This is a genomic window from Nostoc sp. DSM 114159, from assembly GCF_053470285.1.
In genome coordinates, this window is the sequence record NZ_JBPFEH010000001.1 from 2,800,855 (window position 1) to 2,817,889 (window position 17,035).

Sequence of the window (17,035 nt, forward strand, 5' to 3'; positions counted from 1 at the left end):
TTTTTTGTGCATATTTTGGAAATACTTAGAGTACTACTTGGAGTTTTCAGGAGATAACAGGCAGATAGATATAAAAATAATATTTTTGTACTACTTTTCTACTCATTCTCAATAGCAAACGATAATGACTCTCACGATACTTTGATTAATGCCTGAAATGCCCTATAACCGGGTACTAGTAAGGGAATGATGAAACATATCAGCAAGCGAAAATAGGGGGCATAGCGTCAAAAATAGCTGTAATCCTTGTGTGGTAATGTGTGAGATAGACTCAGACTACTAGTTAGAGAAATAAAGGAATAATAGGTATATGAATATTATTAAGAGAAGATTACTAGAGTAAAAATCATATAATTAGTAGTTCAAATGTACAAAAAAAGTTAAATACTAGAAAATTAATAGAAAATAGTAAAATTTAACCTGAAAGTATTGTTTTAACGTCATGATTACGCCTATGCGTGTTTTTGTGTTAATTTTTAATGCTCGAACGGAAAATGAGGGGATTCACACGATTCGGGAAGGCGATGCCAAAAGCGGCAAGCTACGCAATAAAATTCTGATGTTCGAGTCAGAAGACGATGCGACACGGTTTGCCCTGATGTTAGAAGCTCAGGATTTCCCCGCACCCACACCAGAGCCGATGGATGCTGAAGAAATCAAGGAATTTTGCGAAAGTGCTGGGTATGAATGGGAAATCATCCCAGAAAACAGCAATTTAGTTGTAACTCCCCCAGAACTTAACGTCGAAAAAACCGACTGGCAAGAAGATGCCCAGAAGGAGGATACTGTTGAAGACACTTTCCCTCTCAATCAACAGCCGCTAGAACAACCAGAATTGTCTGATTCTGAATTAGAGAAGATGCGTCGCAAATTGGAAGGATTGTTGTAAGTAGTCATTAGTCATTAGTCATTAGTCATTAGTCATTGGTCACTTGTACTGAGCGTAGCCGAAGTATTAGCCATTGGTCGCTAACTGACTAATGACAACGGACATAGATAGATGCCCAAAGAAAGGGCGGCGTAGGCTAGAACAAAAGACAAATGACAAAGGACAAATGACAAATGACAAATTTGCAAGAACGCGGGCATCTTTTAACTGAGCTGGTAAATCCTAATAGTCTGAACTTAGACCAGCTCAGTTCTCTGGAATTGGTGGAGTTGTTTAATGACGAAGACCAAAAGGCCGTCGCAGCAGTTGCAGCGGCGAAAATTCAGTTAGCAGAAGCAATTGAGCGCACCGCAGAGCGTTTGCGCCACGGAGGGCGCCTATTTTATATCGGTGCGGGTACAAGTGGCAGGTTAGGGGTGTTAGATGCTGCTGAGTGTCCACCTACTTTTTGTACACCCCCAGAGTTGGTACAGGGGATTATTGCTGGTGGTGCTGGCGCACTAGTACGTAGTTCTGAAGATTTGGAAGACAGCATTGAAGATGGCGAGGCTGCGATCGCAGTGCGACATATTACCCAATTAGATGTCGTAGTTGGCATTACTGCTGGTGGGACAACGCCTTATGTGCACGGTGCGCTTCATGCTGCTCGTGGGCGAGGAGCTACAACTATTTTTATCGCCTGTGTTCCTGCTGAACAAGTTAGCTTTGATGCCGATATTGACATTCGCCTATTGACAGGCCCAGAAATAATCGCCGGCTCAACTCGCCTGAAAGCTGGTACAGCCACTAAATTAGCTTTAAATATCCTTTCTAGCGGTGTGATGGTTAAGCTAGGCAAAGTTTATGGCAATCGCATGGTGGATGTAGCAGTAACAAATCAAAAATTACGCGATCGCGCTTTGCGTATTTTGCAAGACCTCACAGGTTTAAGTCGCGAAACTGCTGGTTTTTTACTAGAACGTAGTGGTAAATGGGTTAAGCTGGCGCTATTGATGCACTGGACTGGTTTGGAAAAAGACGAAGGCGATCGGCTACTTTCAGAACACCAAAGTAATCTCAGGGCAGCTGTTGTCAGTTATCAAAACCATAAGCAATCTTGAAGAAATTTTCTAAATAAATACTTTCTAATCTGGCTGCTACTTGTTTTAGTAGCACGCCTTTTTTTTTAAATATTCCTAGAAAAGTTGACATTAATTAGAATAATTAAGAATAGTAAACTTAAATAAATATTTTAACCTCTATTGTCAATTTCAATAAATAAAGCACAGCTTTCTACTTCTTTAAACAAAAATTCAGAACTTATACGGATATGATTCTATATGAAAATTATTAAAATGATCTGTTATTACACTATGATATCGACTATGGCAACCTCCTTTAGTCATAAATATTAACAGAAAAGTAAATGCCAATACAACTTTATGCTAGATAAATTCTTTGCTAGCAATAGTTTTGCTATCTTAACATCTGCCTTGCTTTTAATAATCTTGATTTAGACTGCTATATCCCAAATCCATTTGCACTGATTCACATATCTGCCAATCGCTATATAGCTAGAACGCTGTAGCAGAAGTGTTGCCTACCTTGAACAAGTGACTTAAGAAACTTGTCTGATTAATTGAGATGGTAGGTAGATTTACGCTGTGTTCTACTAGTATCGGTTTTTAATAGCTAACTTTTTAATAAAAGGAACAAACTATGCCCCATCAAGAACTTATTTCAAATAACCTAGTAAATGAATTTAAAACTTGTACTCAGTTGCAATACAATGGCAAGTTAAATATTAAAAGTTCCAAGGGCAGTCAATGGACTTTTTACTATCGATTGGGACGGATAGTTTGGGCAACAGGCGGAACTCATCCCTTCCGACGTTGGCGCAGACATATAGCCCAGAATTGTCCCCAGATTGATGTTGATAAGTTGCAGTTACGTGGACAAGACCTATCAATTGATTACTGGGACTATAAACTGATAGAAGTATTTTATAAAAAACAGAAAATTCAGAGGGAACAGATTCAATCTATTGCGGAAAATACGATAGCAGAGCTATTATTTGACCTAGCTTTGCAAGGAAACTTTGCTTCTCTAAGTTGCAATCGCAACCAAGAAGTTATTTTAGAAACTCCAATGAGCTTCACAAGTTCAGAAATGTCTGTAAAGCACATGCAAGACTCATGGAAAATTTGGTCAGAAGCAGGTTTAGCAAATTTTTCTCCTGACTTAGCACCAATTCTACGGCGACCAGAACAACTTGAGCAGATGGTAAGTCCATCTGTCTACAAAAACTTTGTGAATTTAATCAATGGCAAATTCACTCTACGAGATTTAGCCATGAAAATGAAGCAAAGTGTATTGCCACTGACCCGTTCATTGCTTCCTTATATCCTTAAAGGAATCATCGAATTGATAGAAGTACCCGACTTGCCTTTAGGAATTACTGAAGTTAATAATAACTCTACCACTACCCAACCAAAAAAACGGATTGCTCCACTAGTAGCTTGCGTCGATGATAGCCCTCAAGTATGCAAAATGGTAGAGGATATTGTCACTTCTAATGGATTGAGGTTTGTCAAAATTCAAGATGCTGTACAAGCTCTACCAACCCTAATTCAGAATAAACCAGACCTAATTTTTTTGGATTTGATTATGCCAGTTGCTAGTGGTTACGAAATTTGTACTCAGTTACGAAGAACATCTACATTTTCCAACACACCAATAATTATATTAACAGGCAGTGATGGTCTTTTAGATAGAGTTCGTGCCAAAGTAGTTGGTTCTACAGATTTTCTCACTAAACCTGTAGTGACTGATAAGCTAATGAGTATAATACGTAAATATTTACCTACACAGAGCGTATCCACTGATAAGAGTAAATCTAATTTAGAGGTTTGTAAGTAGGGAGAGTTAGAGGCAATTTTTGATTCTCAATTATTTCTCAAAATTTAAAGAGTTTTGTACCTCAGTAAGAATTAAATTATTGAGGTTCCACAATTTAGATTTCCTCTATTAATCAAATCATTTATTTGTCATTAATTTAGGCTTTTAGATGTATTATTACCTTTGAATTATTTAACTATTAGTCATGTTTCAAGTTTGAAAATTCAATCCAAACTTGAAAATTTAAATTAGGTTATTAAACTATTTTTTATTAAAAATATTATCTAAAATGATGTTTATTACGTACTTTTTCTGAGGTTGATAAATAAAGATTGAATCAAAATTAGACAAATACAATTTTTTGTATTTATAGCAGTCCTATTTGATTTGTGAAATATTGGTTAGGGCAAAGGGGTTAGGGCTAGTCTCTAGTCCCTTCCATGTCTTTTTGAGAAATCATTGAGGATTTGTATATTTTGTTTACATTTTGAGAAAAAGTTAATGAGTAATTGCCATGAATACTGTTTTAGTTGTTGAAGATGGCTTAACAGATATGGAAATAATCAGCCGTTACTTGCAACAGGCAGGTTATTCTGTGATTAGCGCCACTAGTAGTGAAGAGGCTCAAGACAAAATAGATAAAAATAAGCCAGACTTAATATTTCTTGATGTAATTTTACCAGGTAAAAGTGGCTTTGAAATTTGCCGAGAACTGAAAAACAATCCCGACACTAGCAAGATACCTGTGGTTTTTTGCTCTACAAAGAATAGTGATGTAGATAAAATTTGGGGTAATATGTTAGGCGCTGATGGTTATCTATCAAAACCGATCGATCGAGACGAACTAGTGGTAATTTTAAAGCGATTACTTAATTAGGAAAAATCTCACAATTAAACAAATCCTAAAAGTCACTATTTTTTAAATATAATTTCTCCAAAAATCAACAATAACTGCAAATAGTGGCTAGAGATAAATCATCAAGTAGAAAGGATCGATAGCTTTGGAAACCCAGCAAAAGTTTTTAAGTTTTAATTTGGGAGTAAGTGATACAGCCGTCATTTCTCTACAACACATCACAGAAGTTTTGCAAGTATCATTACCAGAAATATGTGGCGTTCCTCAGATGCCAAGCAGCATTTTAGGTATTTATAACTGGCGTGGTGAGATGCTTTGGTTAGTTGATTTAGAGGCAATGTTAGGTTATCCTCCTATTTCGCAAGGCTCAAATTTACTTTCAAGAATGATGGCAATTGTTTTGGAAAATAAGGGTAAGTATTTAGGACTTTTAGTGCGACAACTAATAGATATTGAGTGGCTAGATACTAAAGAAATGAAACCTGCAACTGCTGAATTATTTTATCCTAAATTATCACCTTTTTTACATGGATACTTTATTAATGATTCAGAAAATATAATTTTTAATTTGGATGCGACAAGTATTATTCAAGCTCCAGCATGGGGGATTCATAATTGAATATTTAGTAAAATGTGAGTTTTGAAAAGTCATAATTATTAGTCGGTAAATACCAGATAAATATCGCTTCCCATATATCTATTTATCAACGATCACAATTTTGAGGTTTAATCAAATGACATTTTTGTATAACAACAGCCATGATAACGAGCATTTAATTTCTGAATTAGAAAATCAGAATGGTAACGCTAATATAGCAAATATTGCTAGTAGTGAAATGTCTTTGTTAAGTGCGATCGCTCAAGAATTTAAAACTTGGCGGCGACAAATAAAAGATATCGCAACTCACATGCGCCAAGCCCCAAACATTGATACATTACTGAAAATTACTGTAGCACAAATTAGAGAAAAAATTAGCTGCGATCGCGCTTTAATTTATCAGTTTACTTCGCGAGAATCAGGTAATGTTTTAGCCGAATCGAGAACATTAGGTTGGACTCCAACTTTAGGCGAAAATATTCCCGGAATTATTTTTGGTCTATATACCAATCAAGACTATGTAGAAGCTGTAGTTATTGATGATATTAATCAGATTCAACTTACCCCTTATCAAAAGCAACTGCTAGATAAATTTCAAATTAAAGCTAGTTTGAGTTTACCGATTGTAGTAGAAGGTAAAGTCTGGGGCTTACTAGCAGTCAATAATTGCTACTCAACGCGGCAGTGGCAAGAAGTAGAAATTAGCCTACTATCTCAACTGACAACAGAACTAATTTACAAGTTGCAAAGCTTTGAATTCCAAAAAGAACAGCAACAGCGGCTACTAGCAAAAAAATCGGTAGCTAAAGTCATCGACAAAATTCTGCGGGTATCAAATGTCGATAAGCTTTTTCAAACCACCACTCAAGAAGTACGCCAATTACTAAAATGCGATCGCGTCGGTGTCTATCGCTTCAAACCTGACTGGAGTGGTGAGTTTGTTGCTGAGTCAGTGGGTAACGGCTGGATAAAAATGGTCGGCCCTGATTTTTACATGGTTTGGGAAGATAGCCACTTACAAGATACTCAAGGAGGACGTTATGCCAAGGGTGAAAGCTTTGTAGTCAATGACATTTATCAAATGGGCCATGCTCAATGTCACATTGACATTTTAGAGCAGTATGAAATGAAGGCTTACATCATTGCACCTATATTTGCTGGAGAAAAATTATGGGGTTTGTTAGCAGCTTATCAAAATTCTGGGCCTCGTGATTGGCAACCTTGGGAAGAAACCTTTGTAACTCAAATTGGCTTGCAATTTGGTGTAGCTATCTCACAAGCCGAATATCTCGAACAAGTGCAGACAAAATCTAACCAACTAGCTCAAATAGTTGAACAAGAGAAAGTTTTCACTAAGATAGTCAACCGCATCAGACAATCTTTAGATGTAGAAAGTGTTTTCAAAACAACCACTCAAGAAGTGCGTCAATCACTACAATGCGATCGCGTTGCTGTCTATCGTTTTAACCCTGACTGGGGTGGTGAATTTGTGGCTGAGTCTGTGAGTACTGGTTGGACAAAACTGGTAGGGCCTGATAAGCTAATCGGCATTTAAGCTGCAATATAACTGACATTACCTTTGTTTTTGATTTTCCGATGCCACTTAATGACTAACTCGCCTTGATTCAACAACTTATCTAGTAGTGATTTTAACTCATCTACTGATTTAAATAACCGATGAGCAATATATTCCTTACATGAGTGCCAGACTAACTCGATAATGTTGTAATCAGGGCTGTAAGATGGCAAGAACTCTAAAACAAAATTCGGAAACTGTTTAGATATTTTAGCTAGAACATCTTTGCGTTTATGAAAACTAGCATTATCTAAAATCAAAATAATTTTTGGCCCATACTTAGCAAAATTTTCAGAACAGTTACCTTGATTTACCCACTCCTGTTTGATTAATTCATTTAATTGTTCTAATTGCTCGTAAAAAATATCTGCATTACCTTTTTTGACGAAGAAGCATACCCGTTTTCGGTCTAATTCTCGGATTGCTCCCATCACATTGACACCTCCACAACGTCGTTGCCCTGGAACATTCTTGCGCTTTCCTTTTTTACCCCAATTCTTGCGTCGAATCACACGTAGACTAAAACCACTCTCGTCCCAAAACCATACCTGTAAACGCTCTGGCTGCTCTCGTGCGATTGATAGATATTGAGCAAGTTTCTCCTTGAACTTGGCTCTTTCGATTGGGTTTTGTTTATCTTCCAGGTCATATTTAGACCAGATATAACTATACTTTTTTCTCTTTAATATCCTCCTAACTTGAGAACTACTTAAATCAATTCCTGTTTTTTCGGTTAAATATGTAGCTAGTCGCTCTGCCGTCCATTTCCCAAATTCATACCCTAACGTCGATGGTTCTGTATCAACAGTTTTTAATAACAGTTCAACATATTCAGGGGTGGCTTTTCGATAATGTTCGTATTCTCTTTTATTATGTAAAGTTTCTAAATCATCGGGATCTCCATGCATACACCAATATGCTACTGTTCTGTGCGAACAACCTAAAAATTTAGCAATCTCGTGTTGTGGTTTTCCATCATTCTGTAGCAGTATAATTAAAATTCTTTCTCTAACGTGTGGTAAGTCACTTTCTTTTAGAGCTTCCTGTAGCTTGGTGATTTGTTCTGGCGTTAAAAAGTTTTTGGCTGCTGGTGGCATACTTGCTTTTGAACGGCTTCATCTTCTTATTATGCAACTTACGTGCCGATTAGCTTATTAAAACCGTTTTGGATGATACCTACTTGCAAGAAACCAAGGGAGGTCGGTATGTCAGAGGTGAAAACTTTATCGTTAATAATATCTACGAAGTAGGGCTAGCTCCCTGCCATATTGAGATTTTAGAGCAGTTTGAAGCCAAAGCTTATATTATTGTTCCGATATTCTTCGGAGATAAATTGTGGGGATTGCTGGCAGCTTATCAAAACTCTAGCTCCCGTGAATGGCAAAGCTGGGAAGTGAACTTTTTGGTTCAGACTAGCTTGCAATTTAGTTTAGCTAAATCACAGATAGACTATTTGGAATTAGTGCGAGTTAAATCGGAGAAACTAGCTCAAATAGCAGAACAAGAGAAAGCTGTCACCAAGATCAGTAACCGCATCCGCCAATCTTTAGATGTAGAAGAAATTTTCAAAACAACTACTCAAGAAGTTAGGCAATTACTGCGATGCGATCGCGTCGCTGTGTATCGTTTCAATCCTAACTGGAGTGGTGAATTTGTCGCAGAATCAGCAGGTCATCTGTGGGTAAAACTGGTAGGCCCCGATATCAAAACTGTCTGGGAAGATACCCACTTACAAGAAACTCAAGGAGGTCGATATGCCCAAGGGGAAAACTTTGTTGTAAATGATATCTATCAGGTAGGTCATTCTCCTTGCCACATTGAAGTTTTAGAGCAATTTGAAGCCAAAGCTTATGTAATTGTTCCTGTATTTGCTGGCGAACAATTGTGGGGATTGCTGGCAGCTTATCAGAATTCGGGAACTCGTGATTGGGAAGAATCAGAAGTTACTTTGTTAGCACGTATTGGCAGCCAGTTAGGATTGGCATTACAACACACCGAATATTTGCAACAAGTACAAGCGCAGTCAGCAAAATTAGCAGAAGCAGCAACACGAGAAAAGGCAGCCAAGGAGTTACTCCAACAACGATCTATTCAACTCTTAAAAGCCCTGAGACCTGCTCTCAACGGCGACTTAACAGTACGCGCACCGATTACAGAAGACGAACTAGGCACGATCGCAGATGCTTACAATAATACTTTGCAAGCACTGCGGCAAATTGTTGTTCAAGTACAAGGGGCTGCTCAACAAGTTGCCCAAACTTCTAGCAATAGCGAGTCTTCACTAACGGGACTAACCAATCTGGCACAACAACAGTCTGAGGACATTACCGCAGCTTTAGGTGACATTCAACAGATGGTGGACTCTACTCAAGCTGTAGTAGCGAATGCTGAGTTAGTACAACTAGCAGTGCAAAAAGCCAATCAAACTGTAGAGTCTGGCGATACTGCCATGAACCTGACTGTAAAAGCAATCCAAGGAATTCGTGAAACCGTTGCTCAAACCAGCAAAAAGATTAAACGCCTCAGCGAATCTTCGCAAAAAATCTCCAAAGTGGTGAATTTGATTGGTAATTTTGCCACACAGACAAACGTACTCGCTTTGAATGCAGCCATTGAAGCTACTCGTGCTGGTGAATATGGCAAAGGTTTTGCAGTTGTGGCTGATGAAGTCCGTTCTTTATCTCGCCAATCAGCAGCAGCAACCATCGAAATTGAAAAATTAGTTCAGGAGATTCAAGCAGAAACTGGAGAAGTTGCAGTAGCAATGGAAACTGGTATTCAGCAGGTAGTAGAAGGCACAAATCTTGTTAGTGACACTCGCCAAAACTTAAATGCGATCGTTTCTGCGACTGCCGAAATTAGTCAGCTAATCGAGCGAATTACCGCAGCGACTCAAAAACAAATGGCGCAATCTGTAACAGTCACCAAATCAATGCAAGATGTCGCAGAAATTGCCGATAAAACTTTTGCGGAATCTCAAGAGATTGCGACTGTGTTCCAAGAGCTATCAGGAATGGCGCAAGAGTTATTAACAACTGCTAGTAAGTTTAAAGTCAAATGAATTTTAGATTTTAGATTTTGGATTTTAGATTATGAATGAGGAGGATTTTAAGCGGAGAACAAAGCAGCTAGCGAGCAATCCGCTTAGTAGAAGCTCTCCCACAGAGCAGAACGGCAGATGTAATTGGCAAGCAGCTAATCCGTTCAGCAACATCTGTGGGAGCTAACTATCGGTCAGCTTGTCGTGGTAAGTCAACCGCCGATGTCATTGCTAAACTCAGTTTGGTAGAGGAAGAAGCCGATGAAAGTCTTTATTGGATGGAACTTGTTGTTGAGGTTGGTTTATTACCACTGGAAAAAGTGAAAAGCTTGATGTTAGAAAATACCGAAATTCTGGCAATGACAGTTGCATCAATTAAAACTTTACGCAACAAATCTAAAATCAAAAATTTAAAATCAAAAATCTAAAATATGATTACAGATAACGAAATTCGGCAACAAGGTTACATCTACTTTCTAGCTGAAGCCCCAGAATTAGTCAAAATTATTGAACAAGAACTATTTAGCTTGTCGGAAGATTATAGCATTGCTAAAATTCACAATCTAATGCGAGCCACTCATACACTTAAAGGTGGTGCAGCTAACGTTGGGCTGGAATTAATTAAGACGATCGCCCATTTTTTAGAAGATGTATTTAAGGCTTTATACAATCCAAAAGTGGTAGTTGATGCAGAGTTACAAACACTTTTATTACAAGCTTATGAGTGTTTGAGTATAGCATTAAATACTGAATTAATAGGTAGTACTGTTAATGACGAAGAACTGCTTTACCGAGCGACTTCAGTGTTCGCGCAGTTGCAAGAAAAGCTGGGTGATGCATTTGGATCTGAATCTCATATTCCTACTTCTGAAGAATTGGGTTTTGATATTGTACAATCTGTTTTTGAAGTAGGAGTAGAACAACGTCTAAACAGTATTGCTGACGTTATTAACAATCACCCAAATAATGACGAATTTATCGATTTTTTACACTCTCAAGCTGAAGTATTTCTGGGCTTGGCAGAATCTTTAAATTTACCTGGATTAGGAGAGATTTCCCAAACTATTCTCTCAGCGCTGCAAGCAAATCCCAGTCAGGTACAGCAAATTGCAGAAATTGCCTTAGTAGATTTACAACAAGCAAAAAAATTAGTATTAGCAGGCGATCGCACATCTGGTGGAGAACCTTCATCAGGTTTACAAAAACTCGCAGTAGTGGAAAATAATGAGTTATCTGAAGAATTTCCAAATAATTCATTTACTGACAGATTTATCATTGATGAAGAACAATTTTATCAGTTTCTCACTACATCTGATAACAATAAGAGCGAATCGGTAAAACCAAAAACTGCCAAGTTTTATTTAAAAGTAATTCGCTACATTTATGGCTGGTTTAATCACCAGATGCAAATACCAGAAGCTGAACTCAGCTTGACTTTACTAGTTCCCAGATTAGAAAGAGAAAATCTGCTTAATTATATTGAAAACTGGCTGAAAAACTTTCTTGGTTTTGTTCAAGATGAAGAAGATAGTCAAAGCCTTTGTATTTATCGACGTGGCATAATCTTAATTATTCTATTTGCCGTTGCCAAGTTTCAATATTCTCTGAAAGCATCTGATAGTTACCTTTCAGGAATTAAATTATTACAAAACCAAATTCACAAATTAGCAAAAGAATATAAAAATTATCCTCCTGTTACTAGCGAAGAGAAAAATTGGCTTGATAGTCCAAAGTTACAAAACCTGTTAGCGATTAAAGAAATTGTATCTTCTCAATCAACTGATAACTTGCTAGAAGCAATATGGGGAGAAGAAACTAGGCAAATTGCTGTTGAAGTCGTAACAACCCAGACTGATAATTATTCAGTAAAACTTGATTCATTAACTGTCAGCGAACAGGTAGTTGTAGATATTCCGGAAACAGCTATTGAAGTTATGCCTGAGATAGCTACACAAATCAACAAAGAAATAGAAGATAAATCACAGTATGTTCAAACTAAAAACTTTCGCCAACCTTCATTTATTCGGGTAGATACAGAGAGACTGCAACATCTCAATTATCTGGCAGGAGAATTGCTGATTTACCAAAAACGACGTAGTTTAAAAGATGAACAAATCAAAGAAATAATTGAGCAATTAGTACAGCAACTCACTAGACACCAAACAACTTTAAATGAGTTACGCGATTTACCTTTACAAATACAAAACATTACATCGGAACAAACGCAAAGTTTTGCAGTGGATTTTGACTCTCTAGAAATGGATGTATATACAGAATTTCACATGACATTGCATGAAGCAATAGAAGAGACACTGCAACTACAAGAAACCACAGAATCTCTTGACTTGCTTCTGACACAAGCTACTCAAATTAGCGATCAAAAAGAGAATTTAACTCTTAATATTATAGATAGCTTAGTCGAAGCACGAATGTCGCCTTTAGGCAATATTCTGAATCGTTTCCCCCAGATGGTAAATAAATTGGGGAATGTTCATGCCAAACTTGTTGAATTGAAACTTACTGGTAGTGAAGTACTGGTAGATAAAGCGATCGCCGAAAAGCTCTACGATCCTTTGTTACACTTAGTGCGTAATGCTTTTGACCACGGTATTGAAGCTCCGCAAGTTCGCCGAGAGCTTGGTAAACCAGAAGAAGGTTTAATTGAAATCTGCGCTTATCATCAGGGTAGCCAAACTGTTATCGAAGTTCGAGATGATGGTCAGGGATTGAATTTAGACAGAATTCGCAGAAAAGCTGCCGAACTTTATCCCATACAAACTGAAGAAAAAACTAGAAACTATGCTTCTAGTCTGGCTGAACCTGAACTTTTAGATTTGATATTTTCGCCTGGATTTACTACTGCAAATAAAGTAAGTGAAATTTCTGGGCGCGGTATGGGTTTAGATATTGTGCGTACTCAAATGCACGCGCTCAACGGCTCGATTTCAGTTCAATCCTTACCCAACCAAGGAACAATATTCATCCTCAAAATTCCTTTTTCTATGACTACAGAGAAGTTAATGCTAGTTCAAGCCAAAAGTGTTGTTTATGGTCTGATGTTGGACAGTATCGAAAAAATATTGATTCCTTCTGAACAGCAGATTAAAGAAATTGAAGGTAAAAAAGTCTTATATTTGAATATAGACAATGATGAGACTATGGTCAGCCTTCGTCAACTTTCAAAGTTGATTAATTATAATGGATCGTTCATTAATAATGAGACTTCATACAATACTTCAAATCCTCAAAACCCAAGCATAGCAAAGAATCCGGTGCTTTTGCTACAGCGAAATCAGGGAAAGGTTGCTTTAGAAGTTGACCAGATAATCGGCGAACAAGAACTGGTAATCAGACCTTTAGGAAATGCGATCGCACCCCCAAAATACATTTATGGTTGTAGTAGTTTAGCTAATGGTAATCTCATCTTAGTAATTGATGCTTGGTTGTTGATAAAATCTAGCGAAATCCAACAAACAACACTTGATATCAGGGCGCTACCAGTAGCTTCTGCGTCAAATATAAAAGCCTTGCCAATATCAGGGCATACTTTTTCATCTACACCATTACTTGCGGCATCGACTTCCACAACAACTATAGAAACCCAACCCAGTTATTCTCAAGAGCCAGATTATAAATCACCAAAAGTTGTTTTAGTAGTAGATGATGCAATTAGTCTCCGGCAAACTCTCTCTCTAACTCTCCAAAAATCTGGCTATCAAGTAATACAAGCTCAAAATGGTGTAGAAGCTCTAGAAAAATTACAGTTACATCCTGAAATTCAAGTTGTCGTCTCCGATTTAGAGATGCCAAGAATGAATGATTTTGAGTTGTTGAGCAATTTCCGCCAATACACAAATTTAGCAAAAATTCCTGTTGTGATTCTTACTTCTCGCAGCGCTGAAAAACATCGCCAGCTTGCTAAAGAATTAGGCGCAAAAGCTTACTTAACCAAGCCTTTTTTAGAGCATGAGTTTATCTCTAAAATTAAGGAGTTAATTAACAATAATACAAATGATTTAGATCGTTTACTTGTAGTGAAAAATAATTGATAATTTTGACAATGCGATCGCCTTAATTAAGTAAGGCTATTTCACAACAATCAAATAGCCCTACTTAATTACCAGGTAGATTATTTGGATCTACACCTAGAGAACGTAAATACTCGGCTAATTGTTCAGCCCGCGATCGCTCTTGTTGTGCCTGTTCTGCATCTGTGTTTTAATCTTCGTTATCCACTGGCGTATCGTCTGAACAGGGAAGTTCGTCAGTAGTTGGTAACGCATTTTTGAGATTGGGTGAGAGCATAACCGTTGTCTCGCTGGCGTTTGATGCCTTTATTATAAGTGAGCGACCAAAAGTTTAGCGTTTGGGTGTAGCTTCCCCAAACTTGATTAAAAGTGCGATCGCAATACTAACTAGCAAAATTAACGTCATACTCAAGGCTGAACCAAATCCCCAATTTTGCGTTGCTCCAAGAAACTGATTATAAACTAACCGCGCCGCCGTCATACTAGAAGCACCACCGAGTAATTCTGGATCGACAAAATCCCCCAAGCCTGTGATGAATACAAGCATGGAAGCAGCCGCAATTCCCGTAAAAATTTGCGGTACGGTTACTTGGAAAAAAGTTTCCACCGGATTTGCACCTAAATCAGCCGCAGCTTCTAACAACCGCTTGTCTAGCTTTTCAAGAGAAGCATATAAAATCAAAACCATATAAGGTAATAAGCTGTAACTCATGCCAATCAATACAGCTTGACTATTGTTAAGTAATTCCCAAGTAGGCAAGCCTAAATTGCTGAGTAAACTGTTTAATAAACCAGTAGGACGAAGAATTGTAATCCATGCATAAGAACGGAGTAAGGAAGAAGTCCACAAAGGTAGAACAAAGCCTAATAGCAGTAAATTTCGCCAACGCTGTGGCGCTATCTGAGCAATCCAATAGGCGACGGGGAACCCCAAAATTAAACAAATAATGGTAGTACCAAACGCAAAAAATAGCGATCGCCAAATTACTTGCACGTAAAGGGAGTCAAATATTCGGATGTAGTTTTTGAATCCGTTGGGGTTGACCAAATCTCCCGGTCGGATATCTGCAACTAAACTTAACTCGAAAATGATCAAAGATGGCAGCACCAACAAAAGTAATAACCAAATCCCAGATGGTGCAAGCAATACCAAGGGTTGCAGCCAATTTCTAACGGGGTGCTGCAATTTGTCTATTTTAGAAATTTCATTTTTTTCCAAATTAATCACTCTTAACTCCCAACTTTTAACTCCTAACTCCTAACTCCTAACTCTTTTAACTGCTAGTTAATTGAGTCCAATAACGATCGTAAACCTCTTCAAATTCTCCTACAGGTGTAACACGTTCGCAATTTTTTAACAGTGACTCTGGCGGAAACAAATTAGTGTTGTTTTGAATTGTTTTTGGTAATTGCTCAAATCCGGCGCTATTCGGCGTAGAAATATTCAGGCGTTGAGTGATTTGGGCTGCGATTTCTGGTTGCAAAATCATGTTAATCCAAGCATAGGCTCCAGCTTGGTTGGGGGCTGTGTTGGGAATTACAATAGTATCTGTCCATAATGAAGAACCACTGCGAGGAATCACATATTTGAGTTTAGGATTTTCTTGAGAGATTTTCACTGCATCTGCCGAATAACACATTGCCAATAATAAATCTCCTGCCAGAATTTGATTTTGCCAAGCGTCGGTGTCAAAACGGGCGATCGCAGGTTTTAAAACTTTCAATTTTTCATAAGCTTGTTTGATTTCTTGTTCATTTTTTGAGTTATAAGAATAACCGAGCATTCGTAAGGTTGCACCCATCACTTCTCGAACATCATTGAGCAAAGTCATTCGTTGATTAAGTTGCTCTTGATTTTGCCAAAGGTAATCCCAGTCTTGGGGTGCATCTTTAATTTTTTCGGAATTATAAAGTAAACCTGTTGTTCCCCAATTAAAAGGGATACTATAGCGGTTATTGGGGTCATAACTAGGATTTTCAAACCGAGGAAATAAATTCTCTAGACCGATTAAGCGATCGTGATTTATTTCTGTTAGCAAACCTTTGTCTACCATCTTCTGCACCATATAATCAGATGGATTGATGATGCTGTAAGTGCCACCGCCTCCAGCTTGCAATTTAGCCAGCATGACATCATTGGAATCATAGACATCTGCCAGCACTTTTATGCCAGTTTGAGCGCTAAAAGTTTTCAATAATTGATTGTCAGTATATTGCGTCCAGGTAAAGATATAAAGTTGGTCGCGCTGACTATTGGTATTAGAATTAGCACGTACTTCAGCTAGCCTCCAGCCACAACCACCTAAAGATAAGCTAGAAAGTGCTGTCACCCCTTTTAAAAATTGGCGTCTGTTAATCATTAAGTTAATAGTTAATCATCTTTTGTATTGTTGTCGATTGATTCTAAATATGCCTTTAATTGGAGTGCCCATAGGTAGCAATACTGCTCGGTTAACCATTTTTAACTCGGCATTGGGTTTGGGGTAAAGGTTAAAGGGTAAAGGTTAAAGGGTAAAGGTTTTTTCTTTCCCCTTTCTCCTTCCCCTTTTCCCCAAAACCCGACAAGTATTGCCATAGGTAGTTTAAAGATTAACTTAAGTGTATTTAACTGTGCAACTGTTAATAAATTACCCCTGTTAGCTAGTGTTAGGCACGGTTTTTAATCAAGCTTGAGTTATAAAAATTAACAAAGCTAGCGATACCTTCTCTACGAGAGGCTTCTCTTTCAGAGACGCTAACGCGAACGCCAACGGTGAGCTTCTCTTCGAGACGCTCCGCGAACGCTAACGCCAAATTATCAAGGAAACTCAGTGTGGCAAGCTGAACTGCACTTCTGTATTAGCAAAAATTACAGGGTTTGTCGTCCTTACCTTACCAGTTAAAACTGTGACGTGTTTTGGATTCACAACAGTAAGGAAGAATTATCCAAATTCCTAATTGGCAAAATTTTTGCTTTCAATGACAAGGGAATGAATCAACAAATAAAATCGAAAATATTTGACCATTGATTTACTACAAAAGCGGTTGTAAAGGTACAGGATTGGGACTTGCGATCGCTCGACAAATCGTCGAAGAGACTCACAACAGAAAATTGCATTTTAACTCAGTTCTGGGTAAGGGGACAGAATTTATCGTTGAAATTTAAGTATAATTTTTGGCTCGTTTAGTAAA

Annotated in this window: 10 protein-coding genes and 3 pseudogenes; 10 read left to right on the forward strand and 3 right to left on the reverse strand. The window is 37.9% G+C overall.

Annotated features, from left to right (window positions below; all coding sequences use genetic code 11):
- Positions 1 to 442: 442 nt before the first annotated feature.
- The 6 genes and pseudogenes from ACR5KR_RS11560 to ACR5KR_RS11585 all read left to right on the forward strand — a co-directional run.
- On the forward strand, positions 443 to 889 hold the full coding sequence (locus tag ACR5KR_RS11560) for a DUF3110 domain-containing protein (protein WP_448266626.1): 447 nt from the start codon (positions 443 to 445) through the stop codon (positions 887 to 889).
- 173 nt (positions 890 to 1,062) lie between these two features.
- Positions 1,063 to 1,989, forward strand: coding sequence for an N-acetylmuramic acid 6-phosphate etherase (gene murQ, locus ACR5KR_RS11565; RefSeq protein ID WP_445626402.1), 927 nt, complete (start codon positions 1,063 to 1,065; stop codon positions 1,987 to 1,989).
- A 598-nt stretch (positions 1,990 to 2,587) separates the two neighbouring features.
- Positions 2,588 to 3,787 carry a response regulator gene (locus tag ACR5KR_RS11570; RefSeq protein WP_445626401.1) on the forward strand — a complete coding sequence of 400 codons (1,200 nt, stop codon included), beginning with the start codon at positions 2,588 to 2,590 and terminating at the stop codon, positions 3,785 to 3,787.
- Between the two features lie 493 nt (positions 3,788 to 4,280).
- The gene (locus tag ACR5KR_RS11575; RefSeq protein ID WP_322664528.1) at positions 4,281 to 4,643 is read left to right on the forward strand and encodes a response regulator transcription factor; all 363 of its coding nucleotides are present in this window, start codon (positions 4,281 to 4,283) and stop codon (positions 4,641 to 4,643) included.
- 124 nt (positions 4,644 to 4,767) lie between these two features.
- Positions 4,768 to 5,241: a chemotaxis protein CheW gene (locus tag ACR5KR_RS11580; protein ID WP_448266627.1), complete on the forward strand. Its 474-nt coding sequence runs from the start codon at positions 4,768 to 4,770 to the stop codon at positions 5,239 to 5,241.
- 115 nt (positions 5,242 to 5,356) lie between these two features.
- Positions 5,357 to 6,757: pseudogene (locus ACR5KR_RS11585) on the forward strand (GAF domain-containing protein); the annotation flags it as partial.
- A 14-nt stretch (positions 6,758 to 6,771) separates the two neighbouring features.
- On the opposite strand, the gene ACR5KR_RS11590 reads toward ACR5KR_RS11585, so the two are convergent.
- On the reverse strand, positions 6,772 to 7,893 hold the full coding sequence (locus ACR5KR_RS11590; protein WP_448266169.1) for an IS630 family transposase: 1,122 nt from the start codon (positions 7,891 to 7,893) through the stop codon (positions 6,772 to 6,774).
- 56 nt (positions 7,894 to 7,949) lie between these two features.
- Between ACR5KR_RS11590 and ACR5KR_RS11595 the strand changes: the two are divergent.
- The 3 genes and pseudogenes from ACR5KR_RS11595 to ACR5KR_RS11605 form a co-directional block, all read left to right on the forward strand.
- Positions 7,950 to 9,857 (forward strand): annotated as a pseudogene (locus tag ACR5KR_RS11595) (methyl-accepting chemotaxis protein); the annotation flags it as partial.
- 122 nt (positions 9,858 to 9,979) lie between these two features.
- On the forward strand, positions 9,980 to 10,264 hold the full coding sequence (locus tag ACR5KR_RS11600; RefSeq protein ID WP_448270168.1) for a four helix bundle protein: 285 nt from the start codon (positions 9,980 to 9,982) through the stop codon (positions 10,262 to 10,264).
- A 3-nt stretch (positions 10,265 to 10,267) separates the two neighbouring features.
- Complete coding sequence (locus ACR5KR_RS11605; protein WP_448266628.1) at positions 10,268 to 13,885, forward strand: response regulator; 3,618 nt, start codon at positions 10,268 to 10,270, stop codon at positions 13,883 to 13,885.
- A gap of 310 nt (positions 13,886 to 14,195) precedes the next feature.
- Here the strand turns inward: ACR5KR_RS11605 and ACR5KR_RS11610 are convergent, their stop codons facing one another.
- Together ACR5KR_RS11610 and ACR5KR_RS11615 are read right to left on the reverse strand one after the other, a co-directional pair.
- Positions 14,196 to 15,089, reverse strand: coding sequence for an ABC transporter permease (locus ACR5KR_RS11610; RefSeq protein ID WP_448270171.1), 894 nt, complete (start codon positions 15,087 to 15,089; stop codon positions 14,196 to 14,198).
- Positions 15,090 to 15,138: 49 nt separating this feature from the next.
- Positions 15,139 to 16,224 (reverse strand): ABC transporter substrate-binding protein, encoded by a 1,086-nt coding sequence (locus ACR5KR_RS11615; protein WP_448266629.1) that lies wholly within the window; start codon positions 16,222 to 16,224, stop codon positions 15,139 to 15,141.
- A 591-nt stretch (positions 16,225 to 16,815) separates the two neighbouring features.
- Here ACR5KR_RS11615 and ACR5KR_RS11620 point away from each other — a divergent pair.
- A pseudogene (locus ACR5KR_RS11620) lies at positions 16,816 to 17,009 on the forward strand (ATP-binding protein); the annotation flags it as partial.
- Positions 17,010 to 17,035: the final 26 nt, after the last annotated feature.